This window comes from Streptomyces sp. NPDC054770 (assembly GCF_053611985.1).
In genome coordinates this window covers 89,876-105,363 of record NZ_JBSHBL010000040.1, presented here as the reverse complement: position 1 = coordinate 105,363, position 15,488 = coordinate 89,876, and the positions used below count along the sequence as shown (strand labels likewise).

The 15,488-nt window shown below is 73.3% G+C and carries 15 protein-coding genes and 2 pseudogenes; 10 read left to right on the top strand and 7 right to left on the bottom strand.

Annotated features, from left to right (window positions below; all coding sequences use genetic code 11):
- From ACWGKQ_RS30390 to ACWGKQ_RS30380, 3 genes and pseudogenes are all read left to right on the top strand, one after another.
- Positions 1-298: glycosyltransferase family 4 protein (locus ACWGKQ_RS30390; RefSeq protein WP_453295192.1), on the top strand; the 298-nt coding region annotated here is incomplete at its 5' end.
- On the top strand, positions 295-1,317 hold the full coding sequence (locus tag ACWGKQ_RS30385; RefSeq protein ID WP_453295191.1) for a trans-aconitate methyltransferase: 1,023 nt from the start codon (positions 295-297) through the stop codon (positions 1,315-1,317). The genes ACWGKQ_RS30390 and ACWGKQ_RS30385, both read left to right, overlap by 4 nt.
- A pseudogene (locus ACWGKQ_RS30380) lies at positions 1,314-2,195 on the top strand (lysylphosphatidylglycerol synthase transmembrane domain-containing protein); the annotation flags it as partial. The gene ACWGKQ_RS30385 and the pseudogene ACWGKQ_RS30380, both read left to right, overlap by 4 nt.
- Positions 2,196-2,293: 98 nt before the next feature.
- Here the strand turns inward: ACWGKQ_RS30380 and ACWGKQ_RS30375 are convergent.
- The gene (locus ACWGKQ_RS30375; protein ID WP_453295201.1) at positions 2,294-3,052 is read right to left on the bottom strand and encodes a creatininase family protein; all 759 of its coding nucleotides are present in this window, start codon (positions 3,050-3,052) and stop codon (positions 2,294-2,296) included.
- Between the two features lie 39 nt (positions 3,053-3,091).
- Between ACWGKQ_RS30375 and ribA the strand changes: the two genes are divergently transcribed.
- A complete protein-coding gene (ribA, locus tag ACWGKQ_RS30370; protein WP_453295190.1) occupies positions 3,092-3,751 on the top strand; it encodes a GTP cyclohydrolase II in 660 nt (219 codons plus the stop codon).
- A gap of 55 nt (positions 3,752-3,806) precedes the next feature.
- A complete protein-coding gene (locus ACWGKQ_RS30365; RefSeq protein ID WP_453295189.1) occupies positions 3,807-4,952 on the top strand; it encodes an NAD(P)/FAD-dependent oxidoreductase in 1,146 nt (381 codons plus the stop codon).
- A gap of 22 nt (positions 4,953-4,974) precedes the next feature.
- On the opposite strand, the gene ACWGKQ_RS30360 is transcribed toward ACWGKQ_RS30365, so the two are convergent.
- From ACWGKQ_RS30360 to ACWGKQ_RS30350, 3 genes are read right to left on the bottom strand one after another with little or no spacing between them, the layout of a single operon-like run.
- The gene (locus ACWGKQ_RS30360; RefSeq protein ID WP_453295188.1) at positions 4,975-6,198 is read right to left on the bottom strand and encodes a serine hydrolase domain-containing protein; all 1,224 of its coding nucleotides are present in this window, start codon (positions 6,196-6,198) and stop codon (positions 4,975-4,977) included.
- Between the two features lie 47 nt (positions 6,199-6,245).
- A complete protein-coding gene (locus ACWGKQ_RS30355; RefSeq protein WP_453295187.1) occupies positions 6,246-7,592 on the bottom strand; it encodes an MFS transporter in 1,347 nt (448 codons plus the stop codon).
- Positions 7,589-8,164, bottom strand: a complete 576-nt coding sequence (locus ACWGKQ_RS30350; protein WP_453295186.1) for a TetR/AcrR family transcriptional regulator — start codon at positions 8,162-8,164, stop codon at positions 7,589-7,591. The genes ACWGKQ_RS30355 and ACWGKQ_RS30350 overlap by 4 nt, the downstream gene beginning before the upstream one ends.
- A 53-nt stretch (positions 8,165-8,217) precedes the next feature.
- On the opposite strand from ACWGKQ_RS30350, the gene ACWGKQ_RS30345 reads away from it, so the two are divergent.
- The 3 genes and pseudogenes from ACWGKQ_RS30345 to ACWGKQ_RS30335 form a co-directional block, all read left to right on the top strand.
- Positions 8,218-8,676: a PPOX class F420-dependent oxidoreductase gene (locus tag ACWGKQ_RS30345; RefSeq protein ID WP_453295185.1), complete on the top strand. Its 459-nt coding sequence runs from the start codon at positions 8,218-8,220 to the stop codon at positions 8,674-8,676.
- 132 nt (positions 8,677-8,808) lie between these two features.
- Positions 8,809-9,219, top strand: a complete 411-nt coding sequence (locus tag ACWGKQ_RS30340; protein ID WP_453295184.1) for a VOC family protein — start codon at positions 8,809-8,811, stop codon at positions 9,217-9,219.
- A 44-nt stretch (positions 9,220-9,263) separates the two neighbouring features.
- Positions 9,264-9,503: pseudogene (locus tag ACWGKQ_RS30335) on the top strand (VOC family protein); the annotation flags it as partial.
- On the opposite strand, the gene ACWGKQ_RS30330 reads toward ACWGKQ_RS30335, so the two are convergent.
- From ACWGKQ_RS30330 to ACWGKQ_RS30320, 3 genes are all read right to left on the bottom strand, one after another.
- A complete protein-coding gene (locus tag ACWGKQ_RS30330; protein WP_453295183.1) occupies positions 9,502-10,716 on the bottom strand; it encodes a glycosyltransferase in 1,215 nt (404 codons plus the stop codon). The pseudogene ACWGKQ_RS30335 and the gene ACWGKQ_RS30330 overlap by 2 nt on opposite strands.
- Before the next feature lie 97 nt (positions 10,717-10,813).
- Positions 10,814-12,136 (bottom strand): nucleotide sugar dehydrogenase, encoded by a 1,323-nt coding sequence (locus ACWGKQ_RS30325; RefSeq protein WP_453295182.1) that lies wholly within the window; start codon positions 12,134-12,136, stop codon positions 10,814-10,816.
- Between the two features lie 81 nt (positions 12,137-12,217).
- Positions 12,218-13,702, bottom strand: coding sequence for a glycosyltransferase family 4 protein (locus ACWGKQ_RS30320; RefSeq protein ID WP_453295181.1), 1,485 nt, complete (start codon positions 13,700-13,702; stop codon positions 12,218-12,220).
- Positions 13,703-13,740: 38 nt separating this feature from the next.
- Between ACWGKQ_RS30320 and wecB the strand changes: the two genes are divergently transcribed.
- Together wecB and ACWGKQ_RS30310 are read left to right on the top strand one after the other, a co-directional pair.
- Positions 13,741-14,829, top strand: a complete 1,089-nt coding sequence (gene wecB / locus ACWGKQ_RS30315; protein ID WP_453295180.1) for a non-hydrolyzing UDP-N-acetylglucosamine 2-epimerase — start codon at positions 13,741-13,743, stop codon at positions 14,827-14,829.
- On the top strand, positions 14,822-15,472 hold the full coding sequence (locus tag ACWGKQ_RS30310; protein ID WP_453295179.1) for a class I SAM-dependent methyltransferase: 651 nt from the start codon (positions 14,822-14,824) through the stop codon (positions 15,470-15,472). Before wecB ends, ACWGKQ_RS30310 begins: the two co-directional genes overlap by 8 nt.
- Positions 15,473-15,488 lie beyond the last annotated feature (16 nt).

The following is a 15,488-nucleotide window of genomic DNA, read 5'->3' as shown; positions in this document are numbered from 1 at the left end:
GGCCGTCACCGAGGCCCTCGCCCGCGGCATCCCGGTGCTCGCGACCGATGTCGGCGGACTGCCGGAAGCGGTCGGCCGGGCCCCCGACGGCGGGGTACCCGGCATCCTCGTGCCGCCGGAGGACCCCGCCGCGCTCGCCGCCGAACTGCGCGGCTGGTTCGGCGAGGCGGACGTACGCCGCCGCCTCAAGGCCGCCGCGCGCGGCCGCCGGGCGGCGCTCGACGGCTGGGCGACCACCGCCCGCAGCCTGGCCGGAGTCCTGCTGAGGCTCCCCGACGAACCCCGGAGGGCCGCATGACCAGCGAGACCACGACGACTACTCCGGTCGGCGCGATCCCCGCGCAGCCGGGACCGACGGATGTTACGGATGCGGGAGTGGGACGAGAACGCGAACAGGTGCCCTCCGAGGTGATCGCCGGGGCCGGTCCCGTCGCCCGTCCGGGCGAGCGGGCCACCGTACGGCTGCGGGAGACCGGGCCCGAGGAACCGCCGCGGTACGCCCCCGAGTGGCTGGAGCTGCGGGAGAGCGCGGACGCTGCCGCCCGGGCGCACGACCTGCTGGACCCGCTGCGGATCCGGCTCGCCAACCTGCCCGGCAAGGCCGGCGGCGTGGTCGTGCACGACCTGGGCTGCGGTACCGGCTCGATGGGCCGCTGGCTGGCGCCCCGCCTCGACGGCTCCCAGCACTGGATCCTGCACGACCGCGACCCCTACCTGCTGCACTTCGCCGCCGTCGCCTCGCCGCGCGCGGCCGCCGACGGCAGCCGGGTCACCGTGGAGACCCGGCGCGGCGACGTGGGCCGCCTCACCCCCGACGCCCTCATAGGCGCCTCCCTGGTGACCGCCTCCGCGCTCCTGGACGTCCTCACCCGGGAGGAGGTCGACATACTCGCCGAGGCCTGCACCGGGGCCGGCTGCCCCGCGCTGCTCACCCTGTCGGTCGCCGGGCGGGTCGAGCTGACCCCCTCCCACCCGCTGGACACGGAGCTCGCCGAGGCGTTCAACGCCCACCAGCGGCGCGGCGGGATGCTCGGCCCGGACGCGGTCACGGCCGCCTGCGAGGCGTTCGCCGACCGGGGCGCCACAGTCAAGGTGCACCCCAGCGCCTGGCGGCTCGGCCCCGAGCAGCAGGCGCTCACCGAGCAGTGGCTGCGCGGCTGGGTCGGCGCGGCCGTCGAGCAGCGGCCCGAACTGGCCGAGCGTGCCGAGGCCTACCTGACCGAGCGGCTCGCGGCCAACGCGGCCGGCGAACTGCGGGTCGTCGTGCACCACAGTGACCTGCTCGCGCTCGCCCGGCCCACCGGAGGCACCGCATGAGCACCCCCACCCTGGTCCGGGAGACCGCGCCCGTCGCCCCGTCGGCCGTGCCCCGGCGCCTCAACCTGCGGGCCGTCCGCACCCACCTGGGCACCCTCGCCGGAGCCGCCATCATCGCCGTGCTGCTGTGGCGGCTCGGCACCGGCGTCTTCCTCGACGGACTGCGCCGGATAGACACCCCGACGCTGGTCATCGGCCTGGCGGTCGGCGTGATCACGACCGTACTGAGCGCCTGGCGCTGGCAGTTGGTGGCCCGCAGCCTCGGTCTGCGGCTGCCCCTCGGGCCCGCCGTCGGCGACTACTACCGGGCGCTGTTCCTGAACGCGGCCCTGCCCGGCGGGGTGCTCGGCGACGTGCACCGGGCGGTCCGGCACGGGCAGAGCGAGGGCGACATCGGCCGCGGGGTCCGCGCGGTCGTCCTCGAACGCACCGCGGGACAGATCGCGTTGACGGTGTTCGGCGCGGGCGCGCTGCTGATCCTGCCCTCGCCGGTCCGCAGCGAGGTGCGCAGCTTCGCCCCGCTGGCGGCGGCCGCGGTGGCCGGCGCCTGCGCGATCGTGCTCGCCATCCGCATGAACAAGGCCCCGGGCAAGCGCGGCGGCGCCCTGCGCGCCACCCTCGGCGAAGCCCGCCGCGCGCTGCTGTCACGCAAGAACGGGCCGGGCGTCGCGCTGTCCTCGGCGGTCATCCTCGCCGGGCACGTCGGGATGTTCGTGGTGGCCGCCCGGGTCGCCGGCTCGGCCGCCTCCGTGGCGGTCCTGGTCCCGATCGCCGTCCTCGCCCTGGTCGCCATGGGCCTGCCGCTGAACGTCGGCGGCTGGGGCCCCCGGGAGGGCGTCACCGCCTGGGCGTTCGCCGCGGCCGGCCTCGGCGCGGACAGCGGCTTCGCCACCGCGGTCGTCTACGGCGTCCTCAGCTTCGTGGCCGCCCTGCCCGGCCTGGCGGTCCTGGTCGTCCGCTGGTACGCCGGACTGCGCTACTCCCGCTCGGCGGTGAGCAGTTCGAAAATCGCGCCGAAGGAATCCGCGAGGCTCGACAGGAGTTCCTTCCCCTTTTCCGCCGACCCCAGGGAAGGACGGCCGATGACGCCCGACTCGGTATAGGCGGACATTCCCAGGGTGAGGAGATGACGACGGTCGTCAGCGGTGAAATCGGCGGACTCGTAACCAGGGCGGACCAATTCGGGATGAGCGTGCAGCAGAATGGAGGTCTCGATTTCTCCGGCGTGCATGTCGGTGAGCGCCGAGGTCTCCACCCCGGCCCGCTCCAGGGCTGCCTCCCAGTCCTCCGCGGCCGGGTACAGCCCCAGCCGCTCGCCCCGCGCCGACGCCTCCTGTACGACGTTGCCCAGCACGTAGTTGCCGCCGTGGCCGTTGACCACGACCAGCGCCTCGACGCCCGAACGGCGCAGCGAGGCGGCGATGTCGGTCACCACCGCGTGCAGCGTCACCGCGGAGATGCTGACGGTCCCCGGCCAGGCCGCGTGCTCGTGCGAGCAGGAGACCGTGACCGGAGGAAGGAGGTGCACCGGGTATGCGGCAGCGATCTCCCGGGCGACGGCACAGGCGACGAGAGTGTCCGTCGCGAGCGGAAGGTAGCGGCCGTGCTGCTCGAAGCTCCCCACGGGAAGGACGGCGACCTGTGTTGAAACGCCCGCCCCCCTGGTCCGTACCTCTTCCGTCGTGTCCGTCGGCAACAAGCCGTACGCCGCCGTATGCGCGCCCGAACCACTCATCTTTTTCACGGCCTTTCGTCTCTGCTTAGGAATCAGATCATGACAGAAAACCTCGGCGTACTCGGCACGAAGTCCCCACGGCGTTCGGGCGTGGAACGCGTCGTCAATGCACCGCTGCCCACCGTGTACGGGAAATTCCAGGCGATCGGCTATCTGGACCACGACCGGGGCGACGAGCAAGTGGCCCTGGTCTACGGGGACATCGACAGCGACCGGGTGCTGACCCGGCTGCACTCGGAGTGCCTGACCGGGGACGCGTTCGGCTCCCAGCACTGCGAGTGCGGCGACCAGCTGGCCGCCGCGCTGCGCGCGGTCGTCGCCGAAGGCAGCGGCATCGTCGTGTACCTGCGCGGTCACGAGGGCCGCGGCATCGGCCTGCTGGGCAAGCTGCGCGCGATGGCCCTCCAGGCGGAGGGCCTGGACACGGTGGAGGCGAACCTCGCGCTCGGCCTGCCCGTCGACGCCCGTGACTACGGGGTCGCCGCCGGCATCCTGCGCGACCTCGGGGTGCGTTCGGTCCGCCTGATGTCCAACAACCCGCGCAAGCGCGAGTCCTTGGAGCGCCACGGCATAGACGTTGCCGAAACGGTCCCGCTGCTGATCGAGCCGTGCGAGAACAACATCACCTACCTGCGCACGAAGCGCGAGCGCCTGGACCACGTGCTGCCCCACCTGGACGCGGTGGCGCACTGGTCCTGAGGTACCGGACGGCCTGCCGGGGAAGGATCGGGGGAGACCGACAGGAGGTACACGCGTGAATCTTCGGGCCCAGGTCGTGATCATCGGCGGCGGGGTGATGGGCACCAGCATCGCCTGGCATCTCGCGAGCGCGGGCGTCCGTGACGTCGTCCTCGTCGAACGCGACGAACTCGCCGCCGGATCCACCTCGAAGGCCGCGGGCGGGGTGCGCGCCCAGTTCTCCGACGAGCTCAACATCCAGCTGGGCGCGCGCAGCTTAGAGGCCTTCGCCCGGTTCGGCGAGGAGATCGGGTACGACATCGGGCTGCACCGCGTCGGCTACCTCTTCCTGCTCTCCACCCCCGAGGAGGTCGCCTCCTTCGAGGCGGGCGTCCGGCTGCAGAACCACCTCGGCGTGCCCAGCCGGATGCTCACCCCGAAGGAGGCGGCCCGGCTCTCCCCGCTGATCACCACCGACGGACTGCTGGCCGCCGCGTACTCCCCGGACGACGGCCACTGCACCCCCGAGTCCGTCGTGCACGGCTACGCGGCCGCCGCCCGCGCCCACGGCGCCCGCGTCCTGCGCCACACCGAGGTCACCGGCATCGAGCGGGACGGCGCGTACCTCACCGCCGTGCACACCACCCTCGGCCCGATCGCCACCGAGACGGTGATCTGCGCGGCCGGCGCCTGGTCGCGGGCGGTCGGCGCGATGGCCGGCGTCGACCTGCCGGTGCAGCCGCTGCGCCGCCAGATCGCGGTGACCGAGCCGGTCCCGGGGCTGCCGCCGACGCTCCCCATGACGATCGACTTCACCAGCAGCCTGTACTTCCACGCCGAGGGCCCGGGACTGCTGCTCGGCATGTCCGACCCCGACGAACGGCCGGGCTTCGCCACCGACACCCACGACCGCTGGATCCCGCGCCTGTACGAGGCGATGGAACGCCGCGCCCCGGCCCTGCTCGACCTGCGCCGCACCGGCGGCTGGGCCGGCCTGTACGAGAACACCCCGGACCACAACGCCCTGATCGGCGAGGCGACCTCGGCCTCCCGGTTCCTGTACGCCACCGGGTTCTCCGGCCACGGCTTCCTGCAGGCACCGGCGGTCGGCGAGGTGGTCCGCGACCTGTACCTGGGCCGCGCCCCCTTCCTGGACGTCCGCCCGCTCGGCGCCGACCGGTTCGCGGCCGACGCCCCGCGCCCGGAGACCAACCTGGTCTGACCGGCGCCCGGTCGGAGAACGCTCAGTCCAGGATCGACTCGTGGACCAGCCGGCGCAGCTCCGGGAAGACCTTCAGGGTCTTCGGCCGCACCTGGGTGTGGAACTGCACGGTCAGGTCATGGGCGGGGTCCACCCAGAACGCCGTGGTGGCGGCGCCGGTCCAGCCGTACGTGCCGGCGCTGCTCGGGGCGAGGGTGCGGGCCGGGTCGATCACCACGGAGACGCCCAGGCCGAAGCCGAGTCCGTCGTTGCCGGGTTCGCGGTGGACCGGGGCGCCGAAGGCCCGCAGATCGGCCCCGCCGGGCAGGTGGTTGCTGGAGAGCAGCCCCACCGAGGCGGGGGACAGCAGCCGGACGCCGTCCAGTTCGCCGCCCCGGCGCAGCATCTCCGCGAAGCGGTGGTAGTCGTACGCCGTCGCCGCGAGGCCGCCGCTGCCGGACAGGAAGCGGGGGCGGCCGCGCAACGGCAGGCCGGGGATCGCCTCGATGCCGCCGCTCTCCGTCTCGCCGTACAACTCGGAGAGCCGGTCGGCCTGTTCCGGCACGATGTGCAGGCCCGCGTCCGGCATGCCGAGCGGCCGGAAGATCCGGTCGGCGAAGAACTCGTCGAGTCCCTGCCCGGAGACCACCTCGATGACCCGGCTGAGCACGTTGAAGCCGACGGAGTAGTTCCACTGGGTACCCGGCTCGAACTGGAGGGGCATCCGGGCGTACACCGCCATCGCCTCGGCGAGGTCCGCGCCCGCCGGCACCGAGAACTCCAGGCCCGCCTCGCGGTACCGGGCGTCCACGGGGTGCGTGTGGTAGAAGGCGAAGGTCAACCCGGCCGTGTGGGTGAGCAGATGGCGGATCCGGATCGGGCCGTCGGCCGGCCGGGTCACCATGTCGTCGCCCGAACCGGACACATGGACCCGCGGAGCGGCGAACTCCGGCAGGAAACGGTCGACCGGGTCGTCCAGCGACAGCAGCCCGTCCTCCACGAGCAGCAGCACGGCGACCGCGGTGACCGGCTTGGTCATGGAGTAGATCCGCCAGATGGTGTCCGCCTCGACCGGCAGCCCGGCCGCGAGGTCGCGGTGGCCCTGTGCGGTGAGGTGGGCGACCCGGCCGCCGCGTGCCACCGCCACCAGGTAACCGGGCAGGCGCCCTTCGTCGACGTAGTGGGCGAAGTGCTGGTCGAGGCGGTCCAGCGCCTTCACGTCCAGCCCGACCTCACCGGGGTCGACTTCCTGTCGCAGCTGTGCCATCGCTCTCCTTGGGTCGTGTCGTCCGCGGTGCGGTCCGACCTCGGACCTCATCGTCGCGCAGGAAGAGGGGAACGGTCCCGCTCAACCACGTGTGGTGTGACGGACGCTATAGAAGACGCACCGGGGAGCCGGCCTGCCGCCGCCACGCCGAGTACGGCCAGGAACGCCATCACGAGCAGCGGTTTCACCGTCCCGGAGCCCAGCAGCGCGCCCGTCACGGCCACCCCGAGCGCCGGCCCGACGTTGAGCGCGGTCTGCTGCAACCCGCCCGCCACCCCGGCCGTCCCGACGTCCGCCTGCCGTACGACGACCTGCGTCGCCGCCACCATCACCGTGCCGAACCCGGCGCCCAGCAGCCCGAACCCGCCGTACAGCGCGGCCGCGGCCGAGGGCCTGGTCAGCAGCAGGACGCCGAGCGCGAGGAGCGTCATCGCGGTCGCGGTGGTGCGGCGCGGGCCGAGGCGGCGCAGCAGGACGGGGCAGCCGGCGGCCGACGCGATCATCAGCACCGCCAGCGGCAGGCTGCGCAGGGCGCTGGCGAACGGGTCGAGGCCGAGCGAGCGCTGGAGGACGTACACGCCGACGAACAACGCGCCGAACAGCGCCGCCGACGCGGCGACCAGGACGCCGAGGGCCGCGCCGACCGCCGGGGCGCCGGCCACCCCGGGCGGCAGCAGCGGACTCGGCGTCCGCCGCTCGTGCCGGACGAACGCCGCCCCGGTGATCACGGAAGCCCCGAGGCTCATCGGCGTACCGGTGACCAGTCCGTGCACCAGACCTGCCAGGGCCACTCCGAGCAGCACGGCACCCGGCAGGTCCAGCGGGACCCGGACCGCCGGCTCCCGCTCCCGGTCCCGCCCGGCCAGGGCGAGCACCCCGAAGACCGTGGTCGGCAGCACATGCAGGAAGAACACCGCCCGCCAGCCGAGGCCTGTCACCAGCGCCCCGCCGAGCAACGGCCCGGCCGCGGCCGCCAGTCCGACGGCGGCGGTGCGCACCGCGAGGGGCTTCGCGAGCCGGTCCGCCGGGTACGCGGCCCGCAGCATGCCGAGCGTGGCCGGTTGCAGCAGCGCCCCGAACACCCCCTGCGCCACCCGCAGTCCGATCACCCAGCCGATCCCGGGCGCGAGCCCGATGCCGGCGGAGGCGGCGCCGAAGCCCAGCATGCCGAGCCCGAACATGCGGTGCTGACCGTACCGGTCGCCGAGCCGCCCGGCGAAGACCAGGAGGCTCGCCACCGCGATCAGATAGGCGGTGCTGGTCCACTGCACCTCGGCGAAGGAGGCGTGCAAATGCCTTTGCAGGGTGGGCTGGGCGACCGTGAGGACGGTGCCGTCCAGTGCCACGACCACGGCGCCCACGACACTGCTCGCCGGCGTCAGCCACCGGTTCACCGCCCGGCTCCCAGGTGGGCGTCCAGTGCCGCGTCCAGCAGCGGACCGAAGTCGTCGGCCCCGGTGGCGAGTCGGAGGCTGCCCCAGGCCCACAGCTGGGCGATGCCGTGCAGGTTCGCCCACAGGGCGCCCGCGACGAGCCCCGCGTCCACGCCGGGGCGGGCCCGGCCGACCAGGTCGGCGAGCAGCCCGAACAGCGGCAGGCTGGTCTCCCGCAGCCGCAGGTGGCCGCTCTCCAGCAGGTCATGACGGAACATCAGCTCGTACATTCCCGGGTTGTCCCGCGCGAACTCCAGGTACACCCAGGCCAGCGCGGCGACTTGCGCGCCCGGCGCGGCCGTACCGTCGCCCAGCGCCGCCTCCGCGCGCACGGCCAGCTCGGTGAAGCCCCGGCGTGCGATGGCCGAGAGCAGTTCGAGATGGGTGGGGAACCAGCGGCGGGGCGCCCCGTGCGAGACCCCCGCGCGACGGGCGATCTCCCGCAGGGTCAGCGCCTGGGCGCCCTCGGCGGCCACCAGCTCCACGCCGACGTCGACCAGCCGGTCCCGAAGACTCGTGTCGGACTCAGTCATAGACACTGTCTACCAGTCGCGTGTAGACAGTGTCTACGGAATGGGTGGCGGGAATGTCCGAGGACCCCGGCGGGGTTGCACCCGACATGACCCAGGACGCTCTTCTGAAGCTGCTCTCCGAAGGCCGCGACGGGGTGCTGGTCACCCTCAAGAGCGACGGCCGCCCCCAGCTGTCCAATGTCAACCACGCCTACTACCCCGACGAGCGGATCGTGCGCGTCTCGCTCACCGACGACCGGGCCAAGACCCGCAACCTGCGCCGCGACCCCCGCGCCTCGTACCACGTGACCAGCCCGGACCGCTGGGCCTACACGGTCGCCGAGGGCACCGCCGACCTCTCGCCGGTCGCCGAGGACCCGTACGACGCGACCGTCGAGGAACTCATCCGCCTCTACCGCGACGTCCGCGGCGAGCACCCCGACTGGGACGACTACCGCGCCGCGATGGTCCGCGACCGCCGCCTGGTGCTGCGGCTGCGCGTGGAGCGGGCGTACGGCATCCCGCGTGCCTGACGGCGGGGGCGGCAGGCGCGGCAGGCGCGGCGGGGCCTAGGACCTGTGGTCCAGGGCGATCGGCCGATGGCCGCGCGATGGTTGGGTACCTAGGCTTCCGAGGGGGACACGGCAGCTCAGGAAGAGGTCACGATGCCCGTCAACGGTCGCAGTCACATCCGGATCGCCCGGCCGTCCCGGGACCTGGCGGCGGCCGAGCGGTTCTGGGTGCGGGGGCTCGGGCTCGGGGTGGTGTGGCGGGCCGAATGCGGCCCGGAACCCGGTGAGCACGACCTGCTGATGCTGGGCTGGCCGGACGCGGGGTGGCACCTGGAGCTGGTGCACGAGCCCGCCCGGCCCGTCGAGCCCCGGCCCACCGAGGAGGACCTGCTGGTGATCTACGTGGACGGCCCGGTGCCGGAGGACCTGGTGGCCCGGCTGGAGGAGCACGGCGGGAAGCGGGTGCCGTCGCCCAACCCGTACTGGAACCGATGGGGTGTCACGATCGAGGACCCCGACGGATACCGGCTGGTGCTCTGCGAGCGGGACTGGTCGAACGCGTAGCGGCGGTGCTTGCCGCCGCGGCCCCCCGGGGCTAGCCTCCGCGCGTGATCAATGGGGCACATGTGGTGATCTACACGCGCGACGCCGAGGCGGACCGCGCCTTTCTCCGGGACGTGCTGGGCTGGCCGCACGTCGACGTCGGGCACGGCTGGCTGATCTTCCGGCTGCCGCCGGCCGAGGTGGCCTGCCATCCGGCCGACGGCGAACCGTCCCACGAACTCATGCTCATGTGCGACGACCTCGATGCCACGGTCGCCGAACTCATGACCAGGGGCGTGGAGTTCAGCCGACCCGTCCAGGTCGCGGCCTGGGGCCGGGTGACGGGCTTCCGGTTGCCGGGCGGAGGCGAGGTCGCCTTGTACGAGCCGCGTCACGAGCGCGCCCCGCACCAGTCTCCTCCCGCGCCCACGCCTCCAGACGGTGCGTGAACTCGGCCGCCTTCTCCGGCCAGTTGAAGTGGGCCAGGGCCGCTTCGCGACCGCGCTGGGCCGCGGTGTGGCGCAGGATCGCGTCGCTGCCCAGCCGTCGTATCGCCGCCGCCGCCGCGGGTGGATCCTCGTACGGGACGACGAGACCGCAGCCGTGCTGTTCGACCATGTCGGCCGCCAGCGGGGTGGGCGTGGTGATGACGGGAACGCCGTGAGCCATGTACTCCACGACCTTGGTGGGCCGTGAATGACGGTAGTTGGGCTGGTCGTGGAGGAGGGAGAGGCCGGCCAGGGCGCCCGGGAACAGGGTGAGGGCGCGGTCGTTGGGCAGGAAACCGTGCCACCGCAGGACGCCGTCCCGGTCGGCCGCGGCGAGCGCCTCCCGGACGTCGGGGTCGGCCGCGCCGGCCACCTCGACGCGCACGCCGGGCCCCAGGTGCCGGGCCGTCTCGATGAGGTCCAGCGCGCCGCGGGCCCGCGACAGGTGGCCGACGTAGACGACGTGTCCGGTGCCCGGCGGTTCGGGCGCCTGGACCGGTGCGGTCGTGAAGTTCGGCACCACCGGGTGGGTGCGGCGGAACCGCTCCTGGTAGGAGTCCTCGGCGAGCAGCAGCCGCAGATGGCGCTCGGCCAGCCGTTCGGCCGTGCGGACGGCGAGCCGCAGCGGTGGCCGCAGCGGCCCGGGCACCCAGCGTTTCATGGCCAGCGCCGCCGCGGTGTCCTCGTGGACGTCCCAGACCACCACCGGCCCGGATCCGGACCGCCGCCAGCGGCGCAGGGTGCCGGGGAGGGCCAGCAGCAGTTCCGGGTCGTGGAGCAGGATCACGTCCGCCTCGTGGCCGCGTTCGGCCAGCAGGGTCCGGGCCGCCCGCACCGCCGTGCGGCGGCTGCGGCCGGCCGCCCGGGGCAGGTCGATGCCTTCGAGGTCCGGGCGGGGCCGAACCTCGAAGGCCGAGAACGGCGCCGCGTAGACGACGTGGTGACCGCGGTCCCGCAGCGCGGCGATCTGCCGGTGCAGGATGCGTGCGTCCTCGGGGTGGTGGACGACGGTGACGACGAGTATCCGCATCTGAGCGCCTTTCGACTCCGCGGCCCGGAGCCCTTCGACTCCGAGCAGACTCCGAGCGGACTCCGAGCCGCGGAAGGGGAGTTGTCACACAGGTCGGCTACAGCACCTCGACGCCGGGCCGGAAGATCCGCCCCCGGGTGTCGAAGAGCAGACGGGCCTCGTCGCCGAGGGCAGGGAGGTCGTACGCGGAGTGGTCCTGGAGCAGGATCGTCAGGTCGTGCGAGCGCACGGCGGCCATGACGTCGGTGACCCGTGGCACGCCCTCCCCGTCCACGAACCAGGCCTGCACGAACGGGTCGTGGAAGGCGATGTCGGCCTCCCGCTCCCGCAGCAGCCGGGCCACCGGCACCGCCGGCGACTCGCGCTGGTCGGCGACGTCCGGCTTGTAGGTGACGCCGAGGAGCAGCACCCGGGAGCCGTGCAGCGCGCGGCCCTCGTGGTTGAGCAGGTCCTGGGCGCGCCGGACGACGTACTCCGGCATGTGCGCGTTGATCTCCCGGGCGAGTTCCACGAACCGGAACTCGTAACCGATCGAACGCACCTTGTAGGACAGGTAGTTGGGGTCGATCGGGATGCAGTGGCCGCCCACCCCGGCGCTCGGCCGGAAGGGCTGGAAACCGAACGGCTTGGTCCCGGCGCAGCGGATCGCGTCCCACACGTCGACGTGCAACTCGCGGCAGAGAATGGCCAGTTCGTTGACCAGAGCGATGTTGACGTGCCGGTAGGTGTTCTCCAGGAGCTTGGCCATCTCGGCTTCCCGGGTGCCCTTCGCCTGTACGACCGTGTCGACGAGCTTGCCGTAGAAGGCGGCGGCCTTCGCCGCGCACGCCGGGGTGCAGCCGCCGACCACCTTCGGTGTCTCGCGCAGCCCGTGGGTGGTGTTGCCGGGGTCGATGCGCTCCGGTGAGAAGGCCAGCGCGAAGTCCTCGCCGGCCCGCAGCCCCGACTCCTCCAGGAGGGGCTTGACGATCTCCTCGGTGGTGCCCGGATAGGTGGTCGACTCCAGGACGACGAGCCGTCCGGGGCGCAGCCGGCCCGCCACCGTCCGCACGGCGGAGGTCACCGCGCCCAGGTCGGGGCCGCCGTCCTCGCTGAGCGGGGTCGGCACGCAGATCACGACGGTCTGCGCACGGGCCAGGCACTTGTCGTCGGTGTACGCGGTGAACCCGGCCGCCCGCATCCGGGCGACGTCCTCGTCGGAGACGTCGTCGACATGGGAGTGGCCGGCGTTGAGGCCCTCCACGACCCGTGGGTCGAGGTCGAGCCCGGCCACTCTCAGGCCGACCAGCGACGCCTCCCGCGCGAGCGGGAGCCCGACGTAGCCGAGCCCGATGACGGCCAGTTCGAAGCAGTCGGTCTGTTCATCGTCCCCGAGCGATGTGCTCGATTCCCCGAGCGGTACGGCCTTTTCGACCTGCATAGGGATTCACTCCGCCCTCGACGGCAGATGCCGTACGGATCCGAAGAGCCCGGACGGTGAGTGGTTCCGGGCGCCGGGGCCTCAGACACAACCAAGAGCGCGATACGCCTCTCTGGTCGTGGCAGCGACCCTCTTCCAGGTGCGTTCACGCGCCACCAGCGCGTGGGCGGATGCTCCCCATTCATGCCGCCGTTCTCGACTGTAAAGCAATACTTCGAGAGCTTCTGCCCAAGCTTGTGGTGAATCCGGATGGACGAGTCGTCCGGTCACTTCGTCTTGCACCAGTTCGCGCAGGGCCGTGAGGTCGCTGGCCGCCACGGGGACACCGCTCGCCATCGCCTCGACCGGCTTGAGCGGGGTGACCAGCCGGCAGACCCGTTCGTCGGTGCGCGGCACCGCGAAGACGTCCAAGACGGCGTGGTAGGCGCGCACTTGGTGGTGCGGCACGCGACCGGTGAACAGGGCGACGCCGGGACCGAGGCCGAGCCGTCGGGCCAGTGCCTCAAGCCGTCCGCGCTCGGGCCCGTCACCGACGATCAGCAGCCGCAGCGGTACACCCCGACGGCGCAGTTCGGCACCCGCATGGAGCAATGTGGAGATTCCCTCGTGTGGAGTAAGGCTGCTCACCGTGCCCACCACGTAGTCGTCCGCCGCGATGCCCAGCCGGGTGCGCAGTTCCGCCCCGTCCGGCGGCGGGGCGAGGAAGGCGTCGTCCACCGCGTTGGGCACGATCAGGACCTTCTCCTCGGGCACCCCGCGGGCCACGATCTCGGCCTTCATCGCCGTGCCCAGCGTCAGCACCAGATCGGCCCCGCGCATGCAGTACGTCTCCAGCGCGCGCCGGGCCCGGTACGACGCGTCGTCCGCGGTCCGGCCGGGCGCCTGGGTCAGCCAGGTCTCCTCCAGGAAGCCCCGCACCTCGTACACGACCGGCAGCCGGTAGGTCTCCCGCAGGGCCAGCGCCACCCGCCCGTTGCCGTGGTCGGTGGCCGCGTGCAGCACGGCCGGGCGCAGCCGCTCCACCAGGCGCCCGGCCAGCTCGGCGTTGCGGGCGAGCACCGCCCCCTGGCCGTAGGGCAGCCCGTACGGCAGCAGCCGGTGCTGCGGCACCCCGTTCACCAGCTGCCACGGGCGGGCGTCCAGGACGCCCTGCGCCACCGGGAACCCGATGCGGGTCACCACGTGCGGATCGAGCCCGGCGGCCCGCTGGGCCTCGGCGAGCGCCTGGGTGCGCACGGTGTACCCGGCGTGCTTGAACGGCAGCCCGTTGGTGACCAGATGGAGCACCCGGCCGGGCTCGGGACGCACCGGCCGCCCGGCGGGCGCCGCCACCCGGGCGGCGGACGGCCCGGCGGTGGGACCGGTCGCGCGGGCCCGGGCGGCGAGCCGTTCCTCGACGGGTTCCAGGCCGCGCCGCACCCGCCCCGGCAGCACCCGGACGGCGAGCAGCGCGGCCCGCGCGGGGTCGTGCCGCAACTCGCCCCACGCCACGGTTGCGGCCAAGCTGATGGCACGGGGGAACCGAGAAACACCACGCGGCAGGTGCCGGGACGGACGTCTGGCCATGTCGCCAAGGTAGGCCGACAGAGCGGAGAACGTACGACATGAACGGTCGCGTACTCCATGTCGTAGGGACCAGGCCGAACTTCGTGAAGGCCGCGCCCGTCGTCGCCGCCCTGCGCGCGACCGGGCACGACCAGGTTCTGGTGCACACGGGTCAGCACTACGACGAACGGATGTCGCACATCTTCTTCCGGGAGCTGGGCCTGCCCGCCCCGGACACCGACCTCGGCGTCGGCTCCGGCAGCCACGCCCGGCAGACCGCCGACCTGCTGGTGGCCCTGGAGGGCGAGCTGCTGGCCCGCGCCCCGGCCCTGGTCGTCGTCTACGGCGACGTGAACTCCACGCTGGCCGCGGCCCTGGCCGCCGCCAAGCTCGGCATCCCGGTGGCCCATGTCGAGGCGGGCCTGCGCAGCTTCGACATGGCGATGCCGGAGGAGGTCAACCGGCGCCTGGTCGACCAGCTGGCCGAACTGCTCTTCGCGACCAGCCCGGAGGCCGTCGGCCACCTCGCCCGCGAGGGCGTCGACCCGGGCCGGGTGCACCTCGTCGGCAACCCCATGATCGACACCCTGCTCACCCATCTGGAGCATTTCGACCCGGCCGCCGCCCGCGCCGCCCACGCGCTGCCCGAGCGGTACGGCGTGGTCACCCTGCACCGCCCGGCCAACGTCGACGACCCGGAGGCCGCCGCGGCCGCCGCCCGCGCGCTCACCGAGGCGGCCGGCCACCTGGACCTCGCCGTGCCCCTGCACCCGCGCGGCCGGGAGGCGCTGCGCAAGGCGGGCCTCGCCGACGCGCCCGGCATCCATCTCATGGAACCGCTCGGCTACGTCGAGTTCATGGGCCTGGTCCGCGGGGCCGCCGCCGTGATCACCGACTCGGGCGGCGTCCAGGAGGAGACCACCGTGCTCGGCGTGCCCTGCCTGACGCTGCGCACCACGACCGAACGCCCGGTCACCGTCACCCACGGCACCAACCGCCTGGTCCGGCCCGGCGAACTGGTGCCCGCCCTGCGCAAGGTCCTCGACGGGCAGCCGGCCGCCGACCCCGAGGGACCGCCGCTGTGGGACGGCAAGGCAGGCCCCCGGATCGCCCGCGTGCTCACCGAGTGGCTGGAGCGCCATGACTGACGCCACCCGTACCTGTACCACCGCCCCGCACACCTACTGGGACACCCGGCACCGCGAACGCGACGACCTCGCCTCCGGCGGCCACATCGGCCTGGACCGGCCCGGCAACGAGATCTTCTACGCGATCCGGCTGGGCCAGCTCCTCACCCTGATCGGCGACCTGTCCAGCCCGGCGTCCCCGCTGTTCGTCCTCGACGCGGGCTGCGGCAAGGGGCACTTCGCCCGCGCCCTGGCCCGCTGCGGCCACCACGTCGACGCCTTCGACGCCAGCGAGGCGGCCGTCACCCACGCGCGGACCGAGGGCGGCGGCCCGCGTTACACCGTCGCCGCCCTCGACGAGTGGCGCAGCCCCTGGCTCTACGACGTGGTGCTCGGCGTGGACGTCCTCTTCCACGTCCTGGACGACACGCAGTGGGCGGCCGGCCTGCGCAACCTCGCCTCGCTCGTCCGGATCACCGGACGGCTGATCGTCACCGACGAGCACACCGACGAGCCCGTCCCGCGCGGCGACTACATCCGGCACCGGCCGATCGCCGCCTACCGCAGGGAACTCGAACCCCTGGGCCTGAGCCACACCCTCTTCCGGCCCTACGGCTTCCGCGAGAACCGGGTCGGCTTCCACGTCTTCACGAGGACCCGCTGATGCGCCCGACCGATGT